Source organism: Buttiauxella sp. AC142 (genome assembly GCF_979253435.1).
Map to the genome: position 1 here is coordinate 523,297 of NZ_CEEDCH010000001.1, position 21,624 is coordinate 544,920.

At 49.8% G+C, this 21,624-nt stretch carries 21 protein-coding genes; 10 read left to right on the forward strand and 11 right to left on the reverse strand.

The window, feature by feature from the left end:
* Positions 1 to 73: 73 nt before the first annotated feature.
* A complete protein-coding gene (locus AC0IWZ_RS02375; RefSeq protein WP_034493276.1) occupies positions 74 to 2,275 on the forward strand; it encodes a YgiQ family radical SAM protein in 2,202 nt (733 codons plus the stop codon).
* 94 nt (positions 2,276 to 2,369) lie between these two features.
* Here AC0IWZ_RS02375 and dkgA read toward each other — a convergent pair whose 3' ends face one another.
* Together dkgA and yqhD are read right to left on the reverse strand one after the other, a co-directional pair.
* Positions 2,370 to 3,197 carry a 2,5-didehydrogluconate reductase DkgA gene (gene dkgA, locus AC0IWZ_RS02380; protein ID WP_034493288.1) on the reverse strand — a complete coding sequence of 276 codons (828 nt, stop codon included), beginning with the start codon at positions 3,195 to 3,197 and terminating at the stop codon, positions 2,370 to 2,372.
* 106 nt (positions 3,198 to 3,303) lie between these two features.
* The gene (yqhD, locus tag AC0IWZ_RS02385; protein WP_034493290.1) at positions 3,304 to 4,467 is read right to left on the reverse strand and encodes an alcohol dehydrogenase; all 1,164 of its coding nucleotides are present in this window, start codon (positions 4,465 to 4,467) and stop codon (positions 3,304 to 3,306) included.
* A 192-nt stretch (positions 4,468 to 4,659) separates the two neighbouring features.
* Here yqhD and AC0IWZ_RS02390 point away from each other — a divergent pair, with 192 nt between their 5' ends.
* Entirely contained in the window at positions 4,660 to 5,550 is an 891-nt protein-coding gene (locus AC0IWZ_RS02390) for an AraC family transcriptional regulator (RefSeq protein WP_471679095.1), read from the forward strand.
* Positions 5,551 to 5,594: 44 nt separating this feature from the next.
* Here the strand turns inward: AC0IWZ_RS02390 and AC0IWZ_RS02395 are convergent, their stop codons facing one another.
* Positions 5,595 to 6,254 carry a DedA family protein gene (locus tag AC0IWZ_RS02395; protein WP_471678222.1) on the reverse strand — a complete coding sequence of 220 codons (660 nt, stop codon included), beginning with the start codon at positions 6,252 to 6,254 and terminating at the stop codon, positions 5,595 to 5,597.
* Positions 6,255 to 6,464: 210 nt separating this feature from the next.
* The gene (gene metC / locus AC0IWZ_RS02400; RefSeq protein WP_081908369.1) at positions 6,465 to 7,679 is read right to left on the reverse strand and encodes a cystathionine beta-lyase; all 1,215 of its coding nucleotides are present in this window, start codon (positions 7,677 to 7,679) and stop codon (positions 6,465 to 6,467) included.
* A gap of 164 nt (positions 7,680 to 7,843) precedes the next feature.
* Between metC and exbB the strand changes: the two genes are divergently transcribed.
* Both exbB and exbD read left to right on the forward strand, forming a co-directional pair.
* A complete protein-coding gene (gene exbB, locus AC0IWZ_RS02405) occupies positions 7,844 to 8,578 on the forward strand; it encodes a tol-pal system-associated acyl-CoA thioesterase (protein WP_124022395.1) in 735 nt (244 codons plus the stop codon).
* A 4-nt stretch (positions 8,579 to 8,582) separates the two neighbouring features.
* Positions 8,583 to 9,014, forward strand: a complete 432-nt coding sequence (exbD, locus tag AC0IWZ_RS02410; RefSeq protein WP_034493298.1) for a TonB system transport protein ExbD — start codon at positions 8,583 to 8,585, stop codon at positions 9,012 to 9,014.
* A gap of 112 nt (positions 9,015 to 9,126) precedes the next feature.
* Here exbD and fucA read toward each other — a convergent pair whose 3' ends face one another.
* The 5 genes from fucA to AC0IWZ_RS02435 all read right to left on the reverse strand — a co-directional run bounded on the left by fucA (position 9,127) and on the right by AC0IWZ_RS02435 (position 14,441).
* Entirely contained in the window at positions 9,127 to 9,774 is a 648-nt protein-coding gene (fucA, locus tag AC0IWZ_RS02415) for an L-fuculose-phosphate aldolase (RefSeq protein WP_034493300.1), read from the reverse strand.
* A 38-nt stretch (positions 9,775 to 9,812) separates the two neighbouring features.
* Entirely contained in the window at positions 9,813 to 10,811 is a 999-nt protein-coding gene (locus tag AC0IWZ_RS02420; protein WP_034493301.1) for a LacI family DNA-binding transcriptional regulator, read from the reverse strand.
* A 128-nt stretch (positions 10,812 to 10,939) separates the two neighbouring features.
* A complete protein-coding gene (locus AC0IWZ_RS02425; protein WP_471678221.1) occupies positions 10,940 to 11,890 on the reverse strand; it encodes a substrate-binding domain-containing protein in 951 nt (316 codons plus the stop codon).
* Positions 11,891 to 11,954: 64 nt separating this feature from the next.
* Positions 11,955 to 12,938 carry an ABC transporter permease gene (locus AC0IWZ_RS02430; protein ID WP_471678220.1) on the reverse strand — a complete coding sequence of 328 codons (984 nt, stop codon included), beginning with the start codon at positions 12,936 to 12,938 and terminating at the stop codon, positions 11,955 to 11,957.
* A 3-nt stretch (positions 12,939 to 12,941) separates the two neighbouring features.
* Positions 12,942 to 14,441: a sugar ABC transporter ATP-binding protein gene (locus AC0IWZ_RS02435; RefSeq protein WP_471678219.1), complete on the reverse strand. Its 1,500-nt coding sequence runs from the start codon at positions 14,439 to 14,441 to the stop codon at positions 12,942 to 12,944.
* 498 nt (positions 14,442 to 14,939) lie between these two features.
* Between AC0IWZ_RS02435 and fucI the strand changes: the two genes are divergently transcribed.
* The 4 genes from fucI to fucR are packed head-to-tail and all read left to right on the forward strand — an operon-like array spanning position 14,940 to position 19,414.
* Positions 14,940 to 16,718: an L-fucose isomerase gene (gene fucI / locus AC0IWZ_RS02440; RefSeq protein WP_471678218.1), complete on the forward strand. Its 1,779-nt coding sequence runs from the start codon at positions 14,940 to 14,942 to the stop codon at positions 16,716 to 16,718.
* A gap of 54 nt (positions 16,719 to 16,772) precedes the next feature.
* On the forward strand, positions 16,773 to 18,218 hold the full coding sequence (fucK, locus tag AC0IWZ_RS02445) for an L-fuculokinase (RefSeq protein ID WP_471678217.1): 1,446 nt from the start codon (positions 16,773 to 16,775) through the stop codon (positions 18,216 to 18,218).
* A gap of 1 nt (position 18,219) precedes the next feature.
* Positions 18,220 to 18,642, forward strand: coding sequence for an L-fucose mutarotase (gene fucU, locus AC0IWZ_RS02450; protein WP_471678216.1), 423 nt, complete (start codon positions 18,220 to 18,222; stop codon positions 18,640 to 18,642).
* A gap of 28 nt (positions 18,643 to 18,670) precedes the next feature.
* On the forward strand, positions 18,671 to 19,414 hold the full coding sequence (fucR, locus tag AC0IWZ_RS02455; protein WP_471678215.1) for an L-fucose operon activator: 744 nt from the start codon (positions 18,671 to 18,673) through the stop codon (positions 19,412 to 19,414).
* Positions 19,415 to 19,416: 2 nt separating this feature from the next.
* Here fucR and AC0IWZ_RS02460 read toward each other — a convergent pair whose 3' ends face one another.
* Both AC0IWZ_RS02460 and AC0IWZ_RS02465 read right to left on the reverse strand, forming a co-directional pair.
* Positions 19,417 to 19,803, reverse strand: a complete 387-nt coding sequence (locus AC0IWZ_RS02460) for a cytoplasmic protein (protein WP_410373847.1) — start codon at positions 19,801 to 19,803, stop codon at positions 19,417 to 19,419.
* 5 nt (positions 19,804 to 19,808) lie between these two features.
* Positions 19,809 to 20,210 (reverse strand): hypothetical protein, encoded by a 402-nt coding sequence (locus tag AC0IWZ_RS02465; RefSeq protein ID WP_471678214.1) that lies wholly within the window; start codon positions 20,208 to 20,210, stop codon positions 19,809 to 19,811.
* A gap of 102 nt (positions 20,211 to 20,312) precedes the next feature.
* Between AC0IWZ_RS02465 and AC0IWZ_RS02470 the strand changes: the two genes are divergently transcribed.
* Positions 20,313 to 20,816: an ESA_00282 family adhesion-associated protein gene (locus AC0IWZ_RS02470; RefSeq protein ID WP_034493313.1), complete on the forward strand. Its 504-nt coding sequence runs from the start codon at positions 20,313 to 20,315 to the stop codon at positions 20,814 to 20,816.
* A 201-nt stretch (positions 20,817 to 21,017) separates the two neighbouring features.
* The gene (locus AC0IWZ_RS02475) at positions 21,018 to 21,596 is read left to right on the forward strand and encodes an NlpC/P60 family protein (protein WP_471678213.1); all 579 of its coding nucleotides are present in this window, start codon (positions 21,018 to 21,020) and stop codon (positions 21,594 to 21,596) included.
* Positions 21,597 to 21,624 lie beyond the last annotated feature (28 nt).

A 21,624-nucleotide genomic window follows, 5' to 3' on the forward strand; every position in this document is an offset into this window, starting at 1 on the left:
GACCCCATACCAGCGTATAATCGCCGGCTTTGGTTATTTTTAAATCATTTTTTATTCATTTTTCGGAAGCATTATGAGCTCTATAAGCTTGATCCAGCCCGATCGCGAACTCTTTTCGTGGCCACAATACTGGGCAGCCTGTTTTGGCCCGGCACCATTTTTACCCATGTCACGTAAGGAAATGGACGATTTAGGCTGGGACAGCTGTGACATCATTCTGGTTACCGGAGATGCCTACGTCGACCATCCGAGTTTTGGTATGGCGATCTGTGGCCGTATGCTGGAAGCCCAGGGCTTCCGCGTGGGTATCATTGCCCAACCAGACTGGAATACTAAAGAAGACTTCATGCGTCTTGGCAAACCGAATCTGTTCTTCGGTGTGACCGCAGGCAACATGGATTCGATGATCAACCGCTATACCGCGGATCGTAAATTGCGTCACGACGATGCGTATACGCCGGATAACGTGGCGGGTAAACGCCCGGATCGCGCATCCCTGGCTTATACCCAGCGCTGTAAAGAAGCCTGGCGCGATGTGCCTGTTATTCTCGGCGGCATTGAAGCGAGCCTGCGCCGTACCGCACACTACGATTACTGGTCTGATACCGTTCGTCGTTCGATTCTGGTGGATGCTAAAGCCGACATGCTGATTTTCGGCAACGGTGAGCGCCCGCTGGTGGAAGTCGCTCATCGCCTGGCGATGGGTGAGAAAATCGACCAAATCTGCGATGTGCGTAACACCGCAATGATGCGTAAAGAAGCGATGCCAGGCTGGTCTGGCGTGGACTCTACGCGTCTGGATATGCCTGGCCGTATCGACCCGATTCCACATCCATACGGTGAAGATTTACCGTGTGCAGAAACCGGTAAACCGGAAAAGCCCATCAACGAAGCGAAAGCTATCGTGGTGAAACCTGCGCCGATGAAACCGTGGGAAAAAACCTACGTACTGCTGCCGTCGTTCGAAAAAGTCAAAAACGACAAAGTGCTGTACGCGCATGCCTCCCGTATTTTGCACCACGAAACCAACCCAGGTTGTGCGCGTGCGTTGATGCAAAAACACGGCGATCGTTACATCTGGATCAACCCGCCAGCGATCCCGCTTTCTACCGAAGAAATGGATAGCGTTTTTGCGCTGCCGTACAAACGTGTTCCGCACCCTGCTTATGGCAAGGCGCGAATTCCGGCGTATGAGATGATCCGTTTCTCGGTCAACATCATGCGTGGCTGCTTCGGTGGCTGCTCATTCTGTTCTATTACCGAGCACGAAGGCCGTATTATTCAGAGCCGTTCTGAAGATTCGATCATCAGCGAAATTGAAGCGATGCGCGATACGGTTCCAGGCTTTACCGGCGTGGTTTCCGACCTTGGTGGCCCAACAGCTAACATGTATATGCTGCGCTGTAAGTCGCCGCGCGCGGAACAAACCTGCCGCCGTCTGTCTTGTGTCTACCCGGATATTTGCCCGCACATGGACACCAACCATGAGCCGACGATCAACTTGTATCGCCGCGCCCGTGAAATTAAAGGCGTTAAGAAGATCCTGATCGCCTCCGGTGTTCGTTACGATATCGCTGTGGAAGATCCACGTTATATCAAAGAGCTGGCGACCCACCACGTGGGTGGATATCTGAAGATTGCCCCGGAACATACCGAAGAAGGGCCGCTGTCGAAGATGATGAAGCCCGGGATGGGCAGCTATCAGCGCTTTAAAGAACTGTTTGATACCTACTCCAAACAGGCGGGCAAAGAACAGTATTTGATTCCTTACTTTATCTCCGCGCACCCTGGTACGCGTGATGAAGACATGGTGAATCTGGCGCTGTGGCTGAAGAAAAACCGCTTCCGTTTGGATCAGGTGCAGAATTTCTATCCGTCGCCGCTGGCGAACTCAACGACCATGTATTACACCGGCAAGAACCCGCTGGGTAAGATTGGCTACAAGAGTGAAGATGTGGTGGTGCCGAAAGGCGATCGCCAGCGCCGCTTGCATAAAGCGTTGCTGCGTTATCATGATCCAGCCAACTGGCCGTTGATTCGTGAAGCGCTGGAAGCGATGGGTAAAAAGCACCTGATTGGCGGCCGTCGTGAGTGCCTGGTGCCTTCACCAACGCTTGAAGAGATGCGTGAAGCGCGTCGCTACAACCGTGGCGCTCGCCCGGCATTGACGAAACACACGCCAATGACGCATCAGCGTAAAGCGGCACCTGCGGCAGGGGCAAAGCCTGCGCCAAAAGGTGCGGTGAAGCCAGCAAGCAGGAAGCGTCCGGCATAATTAATGCCCTCACCCTAACCCTCTCCCACAGGAGAGGGGATTAACACCATTCTCTCCCTGAGGGAGAGGGTCGGGGTGAGGGTTGTTTTAAACCTTAACTACCAAACACATCCGGGTCTGGCCCCAGACGCTTACCTTTATCCAACTTCGCAATCTCGCTCAGTTCGTCTTTATCGAGACGGAAATCAAACACATCAAAGTTCTCAGCGATTCGTGCTGGCGTAACAGACTTCGGAATCACCACCAGGCCGCTATCCAGATGCCAGCGAATGACAATCTGCGCGGGAGTTTTACCATATTTATCCGCAAGATCTCGGATGATTTTCTGGTCAAACACACCTTCGCCACCCTGGGCCAGTGGACTCCAGGATTCAGTCTGAATTTTGTGGGTCGCATTCCAGGAATGAAGCTGACGTTGTTGCAATAACGGATGCAGCTCAATCTGGTTGATCACGGGTGAAACGCCCGTTTCATCAATCAGACGCTGGAGATGGTTAAGCTGGAAATTACACACGCCAATACTTTTCACCAGTCCCTGTTTTTGCAGCTCAATCATGCCTTTCCAGGCTTCGACATAATGATCTTTGCTGGGAACTGGCCAGTGCATCAGATAGAGATCAACGTAATCTAACTGGAGTTTATCGAGGCTATCTTCCAGCGCCTGGCGGGGACGTTGCTGATCGTCATTCCAGAGCTTGGTGGTGATGAACAATTCTTCTCGCGGGACACCGGCATGTTTTAGCGCATTGCCTACACCGTCTTCATTCTTGTACGCCGCCGCGGTATCAATGGAGCGATAGCCGACTTCCAGCGCTTTTTCGATTGCTATCAGAACCTGATCGTTGCTGGCTTGCCAGACACCGAGGCCCAGTTGCGGCATTACGTTCCCGTCCTGGAGCTTGATTATGGTTGGATTTCCCATGCATTCCTCCTTAATGAATGATTCACTGGGAGGGGGCTCCCAGTGTAACAATTGCGTTTAAGTCTGGACCAAATCCTCAAAAACGAAAACCAAATGGCTAAATTACTTAGCGGGCAGCTTCGTAAATGCGACGGCTGACATCCAGAGTAATGTCCTGGCGCTCGCCCAATTTGGTCATGCCTTTTTCTTCCAGTTTTACAAGCAATGCCGGGATGGTGCTGCCGTCCAGACCATATGCAGACAGGCGAGTTGGAGCACCCATTTGCTCGAAGAAATTACGTGTTGCGGCAATTGCGGCATCAATACGTTCTTCTTCAGAACCTTCAGTGATATTCCACACGCGCTCAGCGTATTGCAGCAGTTTGCCGCGTTTTTCATTACGCTTTTCATTCAACAGAGACGGCAGAACCACTGCCAGAGTCTGCGCATGATCCAGACCGTGCATTGCGGTCAGTTCGTGACCTAGCATGTGCGTCGCCCAGTCCTGCGGCACACCAGCACCAATCAAGCCGTTCAGCGCCATGGTCGCCGCCCACATGACATTGGCACGAACGTCATAATTCTCTGGCTCTTTGAGTGCAATTGGGCCGTCTTCAACCAGCGTGAGCAGAATACCTTCGGCAAAACGGTCTTGTACTTTGGCATTCACCGGGTAAGTGATGTATTGCTCAACAGTGTGAACAAACGCATCAACTACCCCATTCGCAACCTGACGCGGTGGCAGGGTGTAGGTGTAAACCGGGTCAAGCACCGCAAACACAGGCTGTACGTGTTCAGACATAAACGCCTGTTTGTCACCGGTTGCGCGGCGGGAAACTACCGCACCTTTGTTTGATTCAGAACCGGTAGCAGGCAGGGTCAGAACAGAACCCATTGGAATCGCGCTCTTCACGTCATTACCGTGCGTCAGCAAAATATTCCACGGGTCGATATCAGCCGGGTAGTTAGCCGCAGCAGCAATGAATTTTGTACCGTCCAGCACAGAGCCGCCGCCGACCGCTAACAGGAAAGTGACTTTCTGCTGGCGAACAACCTCGACGGCTTTCATCAGCGTTTCATAAGTTGGGTTAGGTTCGATGCCGCTGAACTCCAGCACATCAAGGCCTTCAAGTGCGGCGTAAACCTGGTCCAGCACGCCGTTTTTCTTCACGCTGCCGCCGCCGTAAGTAATCAGTACGCGAGCATCAGCTGGAATTTGTGCGCGCAGTTCGGAGATAGCGCCTTTACCAAACAGGATGCGGGTTGGAGTATGTAGGTTGAAATTGTTCATTATGGGTTCCTGTGGTGTGGATAACGAGGGACATTGCTTAACTCATTTGATGGTAGCCATTGTCGGCTTCGAGCGGTTATCTCTCAATGCTTATTCCTGCCTTTGTCTTGCCTATTTCTACTGGTAGCTGGAGAAATAGAAAATTTAGTAGCACACTGACAAGGTCACAAAAGCCCTGTTGAGATGAAAAAGATGAAGCGGAAAGCGATTTGCCAGCAATTAACGAATAAAATTAATTGTTTGATTGAAAAAGAAAATAGTGGCTTGTGTTCAGTGCCAAATGTCACATTGCTCTATGGCACTAAGCCTTATGCCCGCACGCCGGTAATGTATGAGCCGGGGATCATTATTCTCTTTTCAGGCCAAAAAACGGGTTATTTGAACGATCGCGTTTTCCGCTACGACGCCAACGAATATCTGCTGCTGACGGTGCCATTGCCTTTTGAATGTGAAACCTTTGCCACGCCTGAAACACCCTTGGCTGGGGTGCGCATTAACATTGATATTTTGCAGCTTCAGGATTTACTGATGGACATAGGCGAAGATGATTTATCGCATCCGCAAACCAGTTCAACCGGGATTAACTCCGCGGAGCTTTCAGAAGAAATACTTTGTGCCGCCGAACGTTTACTGGATGTGCTGGAACACCCGCTTGATGCGCGTATTCTGGGGAAACAGATAATCCGCGAAATTCTCTACCACATTTTGATCGGGCCGTGCGGCGGCGCGCTACTGGCGCTGGTCAGCCGCCAAACTCATTTCAGCCTGATTAGCCGTGTGCTCAGACGCATCGAAACGCAATACACCGAAAACCTTTCTGTGGACCAACTGGCCGCCGAAGCGAACATGAGTGTGTCAGCGTTCCACCATAACTTTAAGTCGGTCACCAGCACTTCGCCGCTGCAATATCTTAAGAGTTATCGACTGCACAAAGCGCGGATGCTGATTTTGCACGACGGCATGAAAGCCAGCACTGCGGCGATTCGTGTTGGCTATGAAAGTGCCTCGCAGTTTAGCCGCGAGTTTAAGCGCTATTTTGGCGTGACACCGGGGGAAGATGCGGCGCGTATGCGAGTGATGTAAATGGGATTAGCGTCGGATTAGCGTTAGCTACATCCGACACTTTCTTACGCAGGATTAAATTTTTTCCTGATAACCACAAACAGTGTCCCCACCAGGCCTGCAATCAGCAGCACCATCGGGAGAATCATCAGGCAAGTCATCACCTGATCTTCATGGCGTTTAACGAAAGGAATCATGCTGAGGGCGTAACCGAGACTGCTCACGCTGCCGACCCATAATAAGCCGCTCAACCAGTTAAACACCTGGAAACGACGATTGCTGAGGCCGGAAATCCCCGCCATGGTGGGTAAAAGCGTGCGTACAAACGCCAAAAAACGCCCGGCTAACAGAGCGAATAAACCGTGTCTGTCAAACATCACCGTTGCCCGCTGGTGATACTGCGGCGGGAGTTGCTTGAGCCAGCTTTTCACGATTTTGGTATTACCGAGCCAGCGACCTTGCGCGTAGCTCAACCAGCAACCGAGGCTTGCTGCCGCGGTCAAAATAATGATTGTCGGGATAAAACCCATCACGCCTTTCGCGACCAGCGCTCCCGCGAGCAATAGCAGACTGTCGCCTGGCAAAAACGAGGCGGGCAGTAATCCATTTTCGAGAAACAGCGTCGCAAACATGACGCAATAAACCACTCCAACAACATGAGGGTCCGCGAGTGCAGCAAAGTCATGTTGCCAAAGCGCCTGAACGATATTGTGTATAACAGCCATGGCAAATCCTGTGGAACTGCTTTAATGAGCACGCGTGAATCTACAGTATGAAGATTAGGCGCACCTTAGTATTTGAGGCCCCGGTTAAAGGGGCCTTAATCTTGTGGTCATAGTGTAACGCTAAAACCCCTTCGACTTCATGATCGCAGACTCAACAAATCATTTCGAAACGGAAAAAACTGTCTTTTATGGCATCCACTTCTGGCAATTTTAGGCAATACGCTGGAAACCTGCGTCGAGATCGGCAATCAGATCGTCAACATTCTCAAGTCCGATATGCACGCGAACTAAGGTTCCGGTGAAGTCAACTCCGCCTGCCGGGCGGATTTCCGCCAGTTCTTCCGGTTGGTTGGCGAGAATAAGCGATTCATAGCCACCCCAGGAATAAGCCATACTAAAATAGTGGAAATTGTCCAGGTAGTGTTGATACTGGTCATTACTCAAGCGCTTTTTAAGCACGAATGAGAATAAACCACTGCTGCCTGTAAAGTCTCGTTTCCAGAACTCATGCCCTTTGCTGCCGGGCAGTGCAGGGTGATTGACGCGTTCAACCTGCGGATGTTGCGCCAGCCATTCGGCAACTTTTAAACTGCTTTCATGATGTTGGCGCAGGCGCACCGCCAGGGTACGTAGACCACGACTGGTCATATACGCCGTGTCGGCATCCAGCATCTGCCCCATCAAATATGAATTCTCGCGCAACTGGTCCCAGCAACGTGCGTTCGACACCGCCGTACCCACCATCGCATCGGAATGGCCAATCAGATACTTGGTGCCCGCCTGAATCGAAATATCGATGCCGAAATCCAGTGCCTTAAACAGAATGCCCGCAGCCCAGGTGTTATCAATCATAATAATGGCGTCAGGGGCAACGCGACGAATCGCCTTAACAATCGCTGGAACGTCATGTACTTCCATTGTGATAGAGCCTGGCGATTCCAGAAATACGACTTTAGTATTGGGCTGCACCAGCTCTGCAATGCCTTCGCCAATCATCGGGTCGAACCAGGTGGTCGTCACGCCAAGTTTAGCGAGAATTTTGGTGCAAAAATCCTGGCTAGGTTCGTAAGCGCTACCGGTCATCAGCACATTATCGCCTTGCTCGACGAATGCCAGAATCGCATTGGCAACGGCTGCCGCGCCGCAAGGGTAAAGCGCACAACCCACGCCGCCTTCCAGTTCGCACATCGCTTCTTGTAACGAGAAATGGGTGAGGGTGCCGCGGCGGCCATAAAAAAGCTCGCCTTTTGCGCGGTTAGCCGTCGCCTGTTTTTTCGCTTCTACAGTTTCAAAAACCAACGAGGAAGCGCGTTGAATGACGCTGTTAACCGAACCCTGGGTGAATTTTTTATCGCGCCCGGCATTAACCAGCGCCGTTTCGATGTGCTTCTTCGCAGTCATGTTCACTTTACCCTGTTTAACCATCTGGATGTCTAAACTTAACTTATCATCTTTTTGCTGCGTAAGCGCAAGGAATGCATAGACAATTTCAGGCACTCTTTAAATACTAATGAGAACTACTATCAATTCGATGCCGTTTTGATATTATTACGACCAGTTTTTGTATTATTTCGTGGTGGAGAGTAAGAGTGACGAATAATTTGATGCAGACAGACCTCTCTGTCTGGGGCATGTATCAGCATGCCGACATCGTGGTAAAAATTGTGATGATCGGCCTGATTCTGGCTTCTGTCGTCACCTGGGCAATCTTCTTTAGCAAAAGTGTTGAGCTGTCTTCGCAGAAGCGCCGTCTTAAGCGCGAGCAGCAGCAACTGGCTAATGCCCGCTCTCTGGATGAAGCCAGTGAAATGGCTGAAGCGTTTGATGCGAGAAGCCTTAGCACCATGCTTATCAATGAAGCGCAAAACGAGCTTGAGCTTTCCGCCGGCAGTGAAGATAACGAAGGCATTAAAGAGCGTACCGGTTTCCGTCTTGAGCGCCGTGTTGCGGCGGCAGGTCGTCACATGGGACGCGGTAACGGCTTCCTTGCGACCATCGGTGCGATTTCCCCGTTCGTCGGTCTGTTTGGTACCGTCTGGGGCATAATGAATAGCTTCATTGGTATTGCTCAGTCGCAAACCACCAACCTGGCGGTCGTCGCACCGGGTATCGCAGAAGCATTGCTGGCAACGGCTATCGGCCTGGTTGCAGCAATCCCAGCGGTTGTTATTTATAACGTGTTTGCCCGTGTGATTGGCGGCTATAAAGCCTCGTTGGGTGATGTTGCCGCTCAGGTTCTGCTGTTGCAAAGTCGTGACCTGGATTTGGCTGCAAGCTCTCAGTCTCGCCCGGTACGTACAGCTCAGAAACTGCGTGTAGGTTGATCCCATGGCAATGAGTTTTAATGAAAACCACGACGATAACGGCGAAATGCATGATATCAACGTGACGCCGTTTATCGATGTCATGTTGGTGTTGCTGATTATCTTCATGGTGGCAGCGCCGCTTGCGACGGTCGATGTGAAGGTTAACCTTCCCGCGTCTTCAAGCCAGCCGCAGCCGCGCCCTGAAAAACCGATCTATCTCTCCGTCAAAGCGGACAAAACTATGTTTATTGGGAACGATGAAGTCACTCAGGAGAACATGGTTAACACGCTGATGGCGGCGACGGAAGGCAAGAAAGACACCACAATCTTCTTCCGCGCAGACAAATCGGTTGATTACGAAACTATGATGAATGTGATGGATACGCTGCATCAGGCAGGGTATTTGAAGATTGGCTTAGTGGGGCAAGAAGTCACTGCTGCAAAAGCCGGTTAAACAGGTTTTGTCGGATGACGCTATCGCTTATCTGACCTACGAAGAACTTTCTAGCGTCATCCACCTTTAGCATAATTTCCAGCGCCGGTTTTTAGGACGCTGGAAATTATAGTTATTCTTCAATCCGCAAGCCGTAGCTTTTGAACTTCTCAAGAACAATGGCAATTTCTTCATCGGGCAGCACCGGCACCGGGTCGACGATGGCAAGCGTGGTGAGATATAACCGCGCCAGCACTTCCACTTCGTGCGCCAGCCACAATGCTTTTTGCAGGTTTTCTTCGCAGGCAATCAGGCCGTGATGTTGCAGCAACGTGGCTTTGCGATCTCTCATCGCCTCATAAACATGTTCTGAGAGTTTTTTAGTGCCAAACGTGGCGTACGGGGCGCAAGGAATCGTGTTCCCGCCACCGACGGCGATCATGTAATGGATTGCAGGAATCGGGCGGTTGAGAATCGACACCGCCGTGCAATGGACGGCATGGTTATGCACTACGGCGTTGGCATCGGGACGGGCCTGATAAACGGCCTGATGAAAACGCCACTCGCTAGAAGGGATTTTGCCCTCTTCAAACTGGCCGTCGGCATCGACAAACACAATATTGGACTCGGTTAAACGCTCGTAGGGTGTGCCCGTCGGGGTGATTAACATGCCACCCTGATAACGCACGCTAATATTCCCAGCGGTTCCCTGATTTAAACCCAGGCGCGTCATTTCAAGGCAGGTGTCTATTATTTCACGTGCCAGTACATCTCTTTCCATTTCTTTTCTCCATATTCTTTGAACGGTGAAAATAATATTCAGTGATTACTCTCACGCTTGATTAGCACCATATTAACCTTTTCTGTTCGCATTGCCGGTTGCCCGTCAATTGCCAGCTGCATTAATTCAAACGCTTTCTCAGCCCAGGTGTCTTCATCCTGGCGCATGGACCAGACATTATTGGATAAAAACCCTAACATTGGGTGTTCATCGAATGTGCCAATATTGATGTGTTGCGGAATAACGCCACAATGTTCGCGAATCGTTTTTATTGCGCCTTCAAGCATTGGCAATGACGACGCAATAAAGGCTTCAGGTACTCCGACGCGCGCGATAAGGTCTTTCATCAGTTGCGCACCGCCTTCCGGCGTATTGTCCTGCGCCTCTGCAACCCAGTGTTCTGCACTTAATTCGTTTTGCCTGAGCGCATCAAGATACCCTTGCAAACGGTCGTGAATACTGGGCAGCGCGGTGTCGCCCACCAAAAACCACAGCGGCTTTTTCCCGGCCTCAAGCATGGACTGAGTGAGCGTTACACCACCGGCAAAGTTATCACTCTCAACCAGCGCGTTATCGGTAAATTTGAAATCACGGTCGAGTAATACCAGTGGTTTTTGTACCTGGCGTAAATGGTGCTGTTGATTCTCAAGCGTCGAAGGGGCAATAAACAGACCGTCGACATTACGCGCAATAAGCGCTTTCACCAGTTTGTTCTCATAATCAACATCGTTATAAGTACAGCTGATCATTAATTGAAAGCCAGATTTACGACAGCGTAATTCTAATTTTTCAGCGAGTGTGGCAAAAAATACGTTGGAGATGCAGGGAATAATTAATCCCAGGGTGTCAGTTTTATTTAACTTCAGACTGCGGGCTGAATGGTTAATAGTGTAACCGTAACGTTCTACATGCTCATTAATGCGGGTCTGGGTTTTCTGACTGATTCGATATTGTTCTGCTTTACCGCTTAATACCAGTCTCACTGTCGTGACCGACAAACTGAGATCCGTTGCGATTTGTTCTACCGTCTTCGGCATGTCCGTTTTCCCCAGTCCGTTATCAAAAAATAGCTGCCATTATAATTCCAAAACTTCAAACACCTACCGCAGTTTGTCATTCTCACCGGACAGCCCCCTTGCGTTGGCGCAAAGGGGGGGCGTTGGGTTTACTTCTTACCAAACGGATGCAGCAGCTTATCTACTGCCGGATCGTTAATGTTCTTCATGCTGACAAATTTGACCGGGATATCAATCACTTTGGCGACGGCTTTACCATTGATTGCATCATTCAGCGCTTTAATACCCTGATAACCAATCTGATACGCATCCTGCACCACAAAGCCTTGCAGCACGCCCGCTTTCAGGAAGCCGATAATCGCTTCGGTGCTGTCGAAGCCAATGACTTTCACTTTGCCTTTAATGCCAAGGCTATCAATGGCGTTGGCAACACCCAGCGTTGAGCCTTCGTTGGTGGCGTAGATCCCTACTAAATCTGGATTTGCCTGAACCATATCGGTGGTTTTATCCATCGCTTTTTGCGGATCGCCATCGCTGTATTGCACCGGCAGCACGGTAATCTGCGGGTACTTCTCTTTCATCTGTTTGGTGAAACCTTCAGAGCGTTCGATGGCGGAGCTGGTTCCGGCAACGTGTGCAATCACCCCCACTTTACCTTTACCGCCTACCTCTGCGGCCAGCGCGTCGGCGGCTTCAGCACCTGCTTTGACGTTGTTAGTGGCAACGAAGCTGGCAGGAATATCTGAATTTACGCCGGAGTCGAAGGTAACGATTTTAATCCCACGGCTGTTGGCGGTTTCAACCAGCGGCGTCAGGGCGTTAGCGTCGAGCGCTGCCAGCAAAATACCATCAGGTTTTTTCGCCATGGTGTTTTCAATAAGCTGAATTTGTTCAGCAATTTGGGTTTCATCTGCCGGGCCAACAAAACTGGTTTCGACGCCTAAATCTTTCGCAGCCGCGACAGTACCCATTTTTACCGTCTGGAAGAATTCATGCTGGTAGCCCTTACTCACCACCGGCAGCGTTAATGTCTTTGCGTAGGCGGTGCTGACCATCAGTGCAGCAAGGGACAGTGCACCTAAAATATGTTTGGTTTTCATCTCACTAGCTCCGTTATGTTCGGGTTTTATGTAGGGTAAAAACGTTCTATTTATAAACAGACTGCTAACGCATTTTTTTGCGTAATGTATCGAGATAAACCGCAGCGATGACCACAATACCCATCGCAACCATCTGCCAGAATTGTGATACCCCCATCAGGTTGAGGCCGTTTTTCAGCACGCTCATGATGAACGCGCCAATAATCGTGCCGCCGATGGTGCCAACGCCGCCCATCAGGCTGGTGCCGCCAATCACCACTGCGGCAATGGCTTCGAGTTCGTAGCCCACGCCCACGGTGGGTTGGCCAGAATTAAGACGTGACGCGAGGATCACCCCGGCGATGCCGGTTAACAGGCCGCAGAAGGCGTAAACAAAGATTTTGACGCGCTGAACCTTAATGCCGGAAAGATGTGCCGCCACTTCGTTGCTGCCCACGGCGTAGACATAGCGCCCAATCACCGTTTTTTTCAGGATCCACGCGGCGACTAGCGCAATGATCAGCAGGTAAAAGACCGGGTAGGGCAGCACATCGAACAGGCGGCCCTGAGCCAGCATTTTAAACATCGGGTAATCAGAGAAATAAATTGCGCGCCCGTCGGTCATTACCATGTTGATGCCGCGCACTGACATCATCAGGCCGAGTGTGGCAATGAACGGTGGAATGGCGGCACGAGTGACCAGGAAGCCATTGATACAGCCGCATAAGCCGCCCGCGAGCATTCCGGCAACCACACAAACAATCAGCGGCATATTGTAAGAGGCGCACAGTCCGACCACCACGCCGGAAAATGCCACCACGGAACCTAACGACAGGTCGATACCCGAGGTGATAATGACGTAAGTCACGCCTATTGCCATGATGCCAATCACCGACGTTTGCAGCGCAATCGTCATGATATTTTCAGTGTTAAAAAAGAAGGGTGAACTGAAGCTAAAAAATATCACCAGCAAAACCAGGCTGAATAAGGGCGCGAGGCGCATCAGAAGTGCTTTATTCAAACGGCGCGCTTTTACCGGTTGGTTGGTGGGCGTTAATGAATCGGTCATTATTCAGTCCTCTAACGTCGCATATTTCATAATGGATTCCTGAGAGGCGTTGGCTTGGTTTAGCTCACCTGCTATGTGGCCGCTACGCATCACTAATATGCGATCGCACATGCCAAGAATTTCGGGCAATTCAGATGAAATCATGATGATGGATTTCCCTTTAGCGACCAGGCGATTCATCAATTCATAAATTTCCAGCTTTGCTCCTACATCAATACCCCGGGTTGGCTCATCAAAAATTAAAATGTCGGTATCTTTGCAGACCCAGCGGGCGATAATTATTTTCTGTTGATTACCACCGCTAAGATTAAGGGCTGCTTGTTGTAAGTGAGGTGTTTTAATACGTAATGCATTCACCAATTGCTGGCTTGTTTCTTCACACTGCTTCTCTTTTACAATGCCAAACTTATCTGAATACTCAGGGAAGTTTCCTAGCATGATATTGAGTTCGACCGATAATCCTAACGCCAGTCCTTCTTTTTTACGGTCTTCGGTTAAATAGCCAATGCCTTTCTCGATGGCCTGATGTACATCACCTATTTTGGTTAATTCACCATTAAGCCATATTTCGCCACTATCAATCGGGTCCGCACCAAATAATGCACGTGCAAGTTCAGTTCGCCCGGCCCCCATTAAACCTGAAAGACCCAATACTTCACCCTTATGAAGGCTGAAATTAATATCGTGGAGCACGCCTTTACGCTGAAGGTTTTTAACTTCCAGAACTTTTTTATCCGCGGTAAATGGCGGGCGACGGGGGTAAATATCGCCAAGTTTACGGCCAACCATTTTGGTAATCAGGTCGCTGATTTGCACCGTTTCATAATCCACAGTATCTATGTATTGCCCGTCACGCATCACGGTAGCGCGGTCAGCGATGAGCGCCAGTTCCTCCAGGCGATGCGAGATGTAAACCACGCCAGTGCCTTGTTCTTTGAGCAAACGCGTGACCCGAAACAGGCTATCAATCTCGCTTTCAGTGAGTGCCGCCGTCGGTTCATCCATCACCAGAACTTTGGCATTGACCGAAATGGCCTTGGCGATTTCGACCATCTGTTGTTGTGCAACCGTTAAATCAGAAACGCGTGTTTCGGGTTTAATTTTAAGATTAAGTTTTGCCAGGATTTCCTTTACGGACGCCCGTTGGGCGGGCACATCGAGTCTCCAGCGATTATTTTTACAAAACTCACGACCAATATAAATATTCTCTTCAACGGTCAGGTCCGGGAATAAATTAAATTCCTGATGAATGATAGTGATACCTAATTTTTGCGCATCGAGAGGGGTATCGAATTTGACCTTATTCCCCTCAAAAATGATTTCACCTTCGTCCGGCCGATATACGCCGGAGAGAATTTTCATTAGTGTTGATTTTCCCGCACCATTTTCCCCAAGCAAAGCATGGACTTCGCCACGGCGTAAATTGAAACTGACATTGCTCAGCGCCAGAACCCCGGGAAATCGTTTAGTTATATTATTCATTTGCAAAAAATGGTCTGACATGGCGCTTTCCCTTGAATTGATCAGGTGTTCGCAGTCGGTAATTAACGGGAAAGACAGATACGTGAGAGAGTTATTTTTCCGGGGCTAGGTTATTGTGCATGACCCACACGCCGGTTTCCTCTGTGTATAAAACCCGTTGAATATTCAAATTCGCTAACTCGAGTTAGCATTTCCGTTTTAAAACTATTCAAACTCGGCGGTTCCGACAAATTATTTGCTATCAAATTGTGACGCAGCTCTGTGTTGATGATGCATCTATATGAAAATAGTAAAGTTATTTATTACTCGAAAAATCCATTATTTTTAACATTTCTCCTGAACGCTAAAACTCGTGAAAAACATCACACTTCAAAGATAATTATATTGTCGATTTTAATCTTCGGTATCTATGCTAATTCGAGTTAGCAATTTTCACTTTTTACACTATTCACATTTTTCGGTGTGTTTAAGTGCCTTTATCTCGTTCACAAAAAACAGATTTTCAACATGAGGTTTCTTATGAACCATATTAATTCCTTACCCAAAATAGGCATCCGCCCGGTTATTGATGGCCGCAGAATGGGCGTGCGCGAATCACTTGAAGAACAAACCATGAATATGGCGAAGGCCACGGCGCAACTGCTTAGTGAGCAATTACGTCATGCCTGCGGCACAACCGTTGAATGTGTGATTGCTGATACCACGATTGCCGGAATGGCAGAGTCCGCCGCCTGCGAAGAAAAATTTAGTTGCCTGAATGTCGGGCTGACCATCACAGTAACGCCATGCTGGTGCTACGGCAGCGAAACCATTGATATGGACCCGATGCGCCCGAAAGCTATTTGGGGATTTAACGGCACCGAGCGTCCTGGCGCGGTTTATCTGGCCGCAGCGCTGGCCGCGCATAATCAAAAAGGGCTGCCCGCGTTTTCAATCTACGGCCATGACGTGCAGGAAGCGGACGACACGTCTATTCCCGCAGATGTGCAGGAAAAACTGTTGCGCTTTGCGCGTGCGGGCCTTGCCGTAGCCAGTATGAAAGGCAAAAGTTATTTGTCGGTGGGTGGCGTTTCGATGGGGATCGCGGGTTCGATTGTTGATCACAACTTCTTTGAATCGTACCTCGGCATGAAAGTACAGGCGGTGGATATGACGGAACTACGCCGTCGCATCGACCATAAAATCTATGATGAACAAGAGCTTGAGTTAGCACTCAGCTGGGCGGATAAAAACTTTAAATACGGCGAAGATAAAAACGCTGAGAAGTACCACCGCACAGAGCAGGAAAACCACGCAATCCTGCGTGAAAGTTTGCTGATGGCGATGTGTATCAGAGACATGATGAAGGGCAACACCAGGCTTGCCGAGAAGGGGCGCGTCGAAGAATCATTGGGTTACAACGCCATCGCCGCAGGTTTCCAGGGACAGCGCCACTGGACGGATCAATACCCGAATGGCGATACCGCAGAAGCATTGCTCAATAGCTCTTTTGACTGGCATGGCGTTCGCCAGCCGTACGTTGTGGCAACTGAAAACGACAGCCTGAATGGGGCCTCGATGTTGTTCGGCCATTTGCTGACGGGCACCGCGCAGGTGTTTGCCGATGTGCGTACTTTCTGGTCGCCGGAAGTCGTCAAACGTGTGACGGGCAAAGCGCTCACCGGGCGGGCTGAACACGGCATTATCCACCTGATTAACTCAGGTTCGGCGGCGCTCGATGGCACCTGCCGTCAGCAAGATGACGCTGGCAATCCCACCATGAAACCGCACTGGCAAATCAGCCAACAAGAAGCCGATGCTTGCCTGGCTGCAACTGAATGGTGCCCTGCGGTGCATGAGTATTTCCGTGGCGGTGGTTTCTCATCGCGCTTCCTGACCCGTGGCGGCGTGCCGTTTACCATGAGCCGCATCAACCTGATCAAAGGCGTTGGCCCGGTGCTACAAATCGCCGAAGGCTGGAGCGTTGATTTGCCGAAAGATGTCCACGACACGCTCGATAAACGCACCGATTCCTCGTGGCCGACGACCTGGTTTGCGCCACGTTTAACCGGCGCAGGGCCGTTCAAAGATGTCTGGTCTGTGATGTCGAACTGGGGCGCGAATCACAGTGTTCTGACCGTCGGTCATGTGGGCGCGGATTTGATTACGCTCGCTTCAATGCTGCGTATTCCAGTGTGTATGCATAACGTTGAGGACGAGGCGATTTATCGCCCATCAGTGTGGGCGGCGCATGGCATGGACAGCGAAGGTCAGGATTATCGCGCCTGTCAGAACTACGGCCCGCTTTACAAACGTTAAACACGCCAGTGCCGCCGCCTTCAAAGTGGCGGCATTGAAAGAGCAGGAGGCGTGATGAAGAAAGAAGCCGTGTTGGTATTAGATTGTGGGGCAACGAATGTGCGGGCCATGGCCGTTGGCCGCGAGGGGCAAATCGTTGCCAAAGCCTCGGTTGCCAATGAAAGCCGGATTTCGGCCGAGAACCCGCACTGGCATGACTGGTCGCTCGACGACATTCTCCAGCGTTTGCAGCAGTGTTCCCGAGAGGTAATGGAGCAACTAAGCGGCTGGGAAATCCGCGGCATAACCGTCACCACTTTTGGTGTGGATGGCGCGTTAACCGATCAACGCGGTGAATTGCTGTACCCGATTATTAGCTGGAAATGCCCGCGCACCGTGGAACATATGGCGGCAATTAACAGCATGATATCGCCGCAGGATTTACAAACGCTGTCGGGTGTTGGCCAATTCAGCTTTAACACCCTATACAAATTGTTGTGGCTAAAACAGCATCATCCGGCACTTATCGAGCGCGCCGACGCATGGCTGTTTATTTCATCTTTAATTAACCAACGTCTGACGGGTGAGTTGACCACTGACCGCACGATGGCGGGCACCAGCCAATTGCTCGATATCCATAACGCTCGATTCAGCGAGGCTATTTTGCAGGCGGTGGGCTTACCTGAGCGGCTATTCCCACGCCAGGTGATTCCTGGAGAAGTCATCGGCATCTTGCTTCCGGAAATAGCATCACACTTTGGGTTATCCCCTGGCATTCCGGTGATTTCTGCGGGTCACGACACGCAGTTTGCGCTGTTTGGTTCAGGGGCCGGACTCTCTGAGCCTGTGCTTTCCTCTGGGACCTGGGAAATCTTAATGGCGCGCAGCCCGATGGTTAATACCACGCTGTTGCCGGGTTATGTCGGTTCAACATGCGAGTTGGACAGCCTGCCGGGTTTATATAATCCAGGCCTACAGTGGCTGGCTTCCGGCGTGCTGGAATGGGTTCGTCATCTTCACTGGCACGATGTTGAGCCTGGGCTGGTTTATCAGCAGATGATCGCGGCTGCGCAAAAGGTTGAACCAGGTTGTGAAGGTCTGCGGATGGATAGCGGGCTAATGGCCCGCCCGTCACATGCGGGCTGGCAGGGCGCAACACTTTCAACAACGCGCGGGCATTTTTATCGTGCCGCTCTGGAAAGTCTGAGCTGGCAGTTACGCAATAATTTGCAGGTTCTGGAATCTATCGGCGGCTTTAAGGCGCAAGAGTTGTTGCTGGTGGGCGGTGGCAGCCGCAATGCGCTGTGGAACCAGATAAAAGCGGACGTTCTCGGCTTGCCGATTAAAGTGCTGGACGATGCTGAAACCACGGTACTGGGCGCGGCGATGTTTGCCTGGTCCGGTTGTGGCGCATTTAGTTCACCTGAACAGGCGCGAGCGCAGATTGATTACCGATATCGTTATTTTTATCCGGGCGAACAATGCGAGGTTTATCGCAATATTGCTGAGAATGGAGTGTGACATGCTAAAAAATATCTCACCGCTAATTTCCCCAACGCTTTTAAAAGTGCTCGCTGAGATGGGGCATGGAGATGAAATTATCTTCGCCGATGCACATTTTCCCGCGCACAGCATTGGCCCACAGGTGATACGAGCAGATGGTGTGCTGGTAAGCGATTTGCTGGCGGCGGTGATCCCACTTTTTGAACTCGATAGCTATGCGTCGCCGCTGGTGATGATGGCTCCGGTCAGTGGTGATGAACTGGATAGTCGGGTTGAGCAACGTTATCGCCAGGCCCTTTTCAATGAATCTCACGGGCCTGCGATTGAGCGCATAGATCGTTATGCATTTTATGAACGCGCCCAACACGCCTTTGCGATCGTCATCACAGGCGAGCGGGCGAAGTACGGCAACATCTTGTTAAAGAAGGGCGTCACCCCCTAATATCCGGGCATTGCCGGGAGACGCCACCATGAAAACCGAACGCCATCAGGAACTGGTTCAGCTTGTCGAACACTATGACAATCTCACCACGCAACAACTGGCCCACTTGTTAGAGGTGAGCCAGGAAACCGTGCGGCGCGATCTGCGTTTACTGCAAAAGCAGGGGAAAATTGTTCGTCAGCATGGGCGGGCGAAACGTATTAATCGTGGAGCCGATGAAGGTGGTGATCCTTTTGCCGCGCGTCTGAAAAGCCATCTCAATAGCAAAGCTGATATTGCTCATCGCGCGCTGGCCTGGATTGCCCCCGAAATGGTGATTGCGCTGGATGCCAGTTCCACTTGTTGGTATCTGGCACGTTTGCTGCCTGATATTCCACTGACTGTTTTTACCAACAGCGAGCGGGTTTGCCAGGCTCTGGCTAAGCGTGAGCACATTCAACTGATCAGCACCGGCGGATTGCTCCAGCGTAAATATGCTTGCTATATCAATGCGCCACTCGCGGCGCAGCTCAAATCACTGGATATCGATCTGTTCCTTTTTTCCTGCGAAGGCGTGGATAGCAATGGAACGTTATGGGATACGCGGAGCTGGAATGCGGATTACAAAACCGCGCTGCTCAAGCGTTCGGCCCAGTCACTGTTGTTGATCGATAAGAGCAAATTTGATCGTGTCAGTGAGGTGCGGATCGGCGAGCGGGCGGATGTGATTGAAATTATTACCGAAGGCGAGCCGTGTTCGGAGGCTTTGCGCAAAGTTGAGCATGCGCCTTAATTTCACAAGTGCGGTGTTTTGTAGCTGTTTTCCAGCAGCGCACGCGTGCGCGAAAGTGTTTGTGCTTCTTCATTTCTCAACTGTTGATAAACCGCTTCCAGACGCCCAAGAATCTGGTTTTTTAACCCTGGATGGTTCGCGATAATTTCACTGAGTACGGCACCGTAAATCTCTTCTTTCACACGAAAAGGATAAATTTGATGGCGGTTATGCCATTTTTGCTCAACCAATGCGGAGGTGATATTAATTTTCCCCTGCGCAAGACGAGCGATATTGTCATTTTTAATCTGCACCAACGCGGTAATATTTTCACTTAAGGTAAATTTCTTCGCTTCACTTTCATCTGGTAATGCTGGCTGGGAGATAATTGGGTCTGATGTCTGTGACATTTATTTTAATTTTCCAGTGAATAAAACAGCGGCCAGGTTTTTTCCTGGGTTAACTGATTGATCCAGATCTGCTGCGAATGCCGACTTATCTGCAATTCTTTATCTTCTATCAGCATCTGGAGATCGGCCGGACACACTTTTTCCTGTTCAATTAATTCATTGAGCACGGTTGTGATTGCTTCAATCTTTACTGCACAAAATAATTGGTCTTTTAAATGACGATTGTTTTCTTCAAGCAATGAGTTCTTCGCCTGTCCCGCATAATCATTTGCATTGAGAATTGTCTTCTCAAGAAGGGAAAAATCATCATTAATATCAGTGGATAAAGTGATTTCTCCTTCCGTGAGTGCATCCTCCTCCCTGGGCGGTATCGGAAGTATCGCGGGCACCAGGTTGTTGGGCAGCATTACATTTTCCTTTTATATCAACGGGGTGTTTATCACAATAACAAAGCGTTACGTTGACAATATTTTGCCTCAAAATTACTATAAAAAAAACAGGAGCGTCGAATGTCGAACGTCATTTTCACTATTATTTTATTCTTACTCCCACTGTGTGCGGTATTGGTTCTGATGCGTTCGGCAATACAGCCAAAAGTAAAAACTGTCACACCATCTTCCCCTAAATTAAATTTATCTGAAACTGATGAACGCGAAGATTACTTTGCAAAGTTAATGTTGAAAATTACACCGGAATATTATTGGCGGGTGAGTCACGAATATGTTGATTTTGCCCATGCCACGATAAAACGCATGAGTGTTGATGAACTGAGCGCGAACCCTGTGCTTTTCAGTGCGCAAAGGCGTTGTAGTGATCTGAACTCGGCCATCTATCGCTATTACGACAACCTTCGTAAACGCTGTGCGGAGGGCGAAAAAGTTCCTTTTGCGGATATCGAAGTGCTGAATTTGCGCCAGTGTTTCGATGAGTTCAGCCATGACGCTTATCCCACGCTGGTGGCGTTAGTGTGGCCGCATTATCAGCGTCCGGAGGTCTGTCTCGCGAACGTATGAGTGCTATTTTCAGTTAAGCGAAGCGGGGTATCAGACTGTTTTTTAAATCAAAAAATACAAGTCTAGAATTGGACAAAATTCGCGCTGTTTAAATTGTGTCCATCGGCTATTATTTGCTCACCCAAAAGGAATTGCTTATCCCATTATTGAATAATCGGTAATGGCCTGTTCGCCTGTGTTTGTAGATGAAAGATATTTCCTATGCCTCTTTTTAAAAAATTTATTACTCTGTCATTATTTATTGCTCCTTTAATTGTTAGTGCAAATTCCTTTGCTTTTAATATGCCAAAGGAATTTGCATCATTAGGAACAAGGGTGATTGCAACAAAACACCACACACCTAAAAAAGAAGTGTTATTTGAAAAAACAGATTATGCCACCTCTGCATCCTCTAATAGTTCCACAGAAATAAAAACAGCCATATTAGAGCAATTTTCAAACTGGAAAGGAACGCGCTACCACTTGGGGGGAACGACGCATAAAGGCGTGGATTGCTCGGCATTGATGCAACATATTTTTAATGACTCTTTCCATAAATCATTACCCCGCACCACGACACAGCAAATAAAAAATGGTGAGGAAGTCAATAAAGAACAATTAAAACCGGGTGATTTAGTCTTTTTTAAAACTTCTCCAGGTATGCGTCACGTGGGCGTTTATGTGGGGGATAATCAATTCATTCACGCCTCAAGCAGCGAAGGCGTAACAATGTCTTCCCTGGCGAACCGTTATTGGGTGACACATTATGAGACGGCTCGTCGATTAGAAGTTATGGGGTAAACATAATTAAGACTTTGTGTCTGTTCTT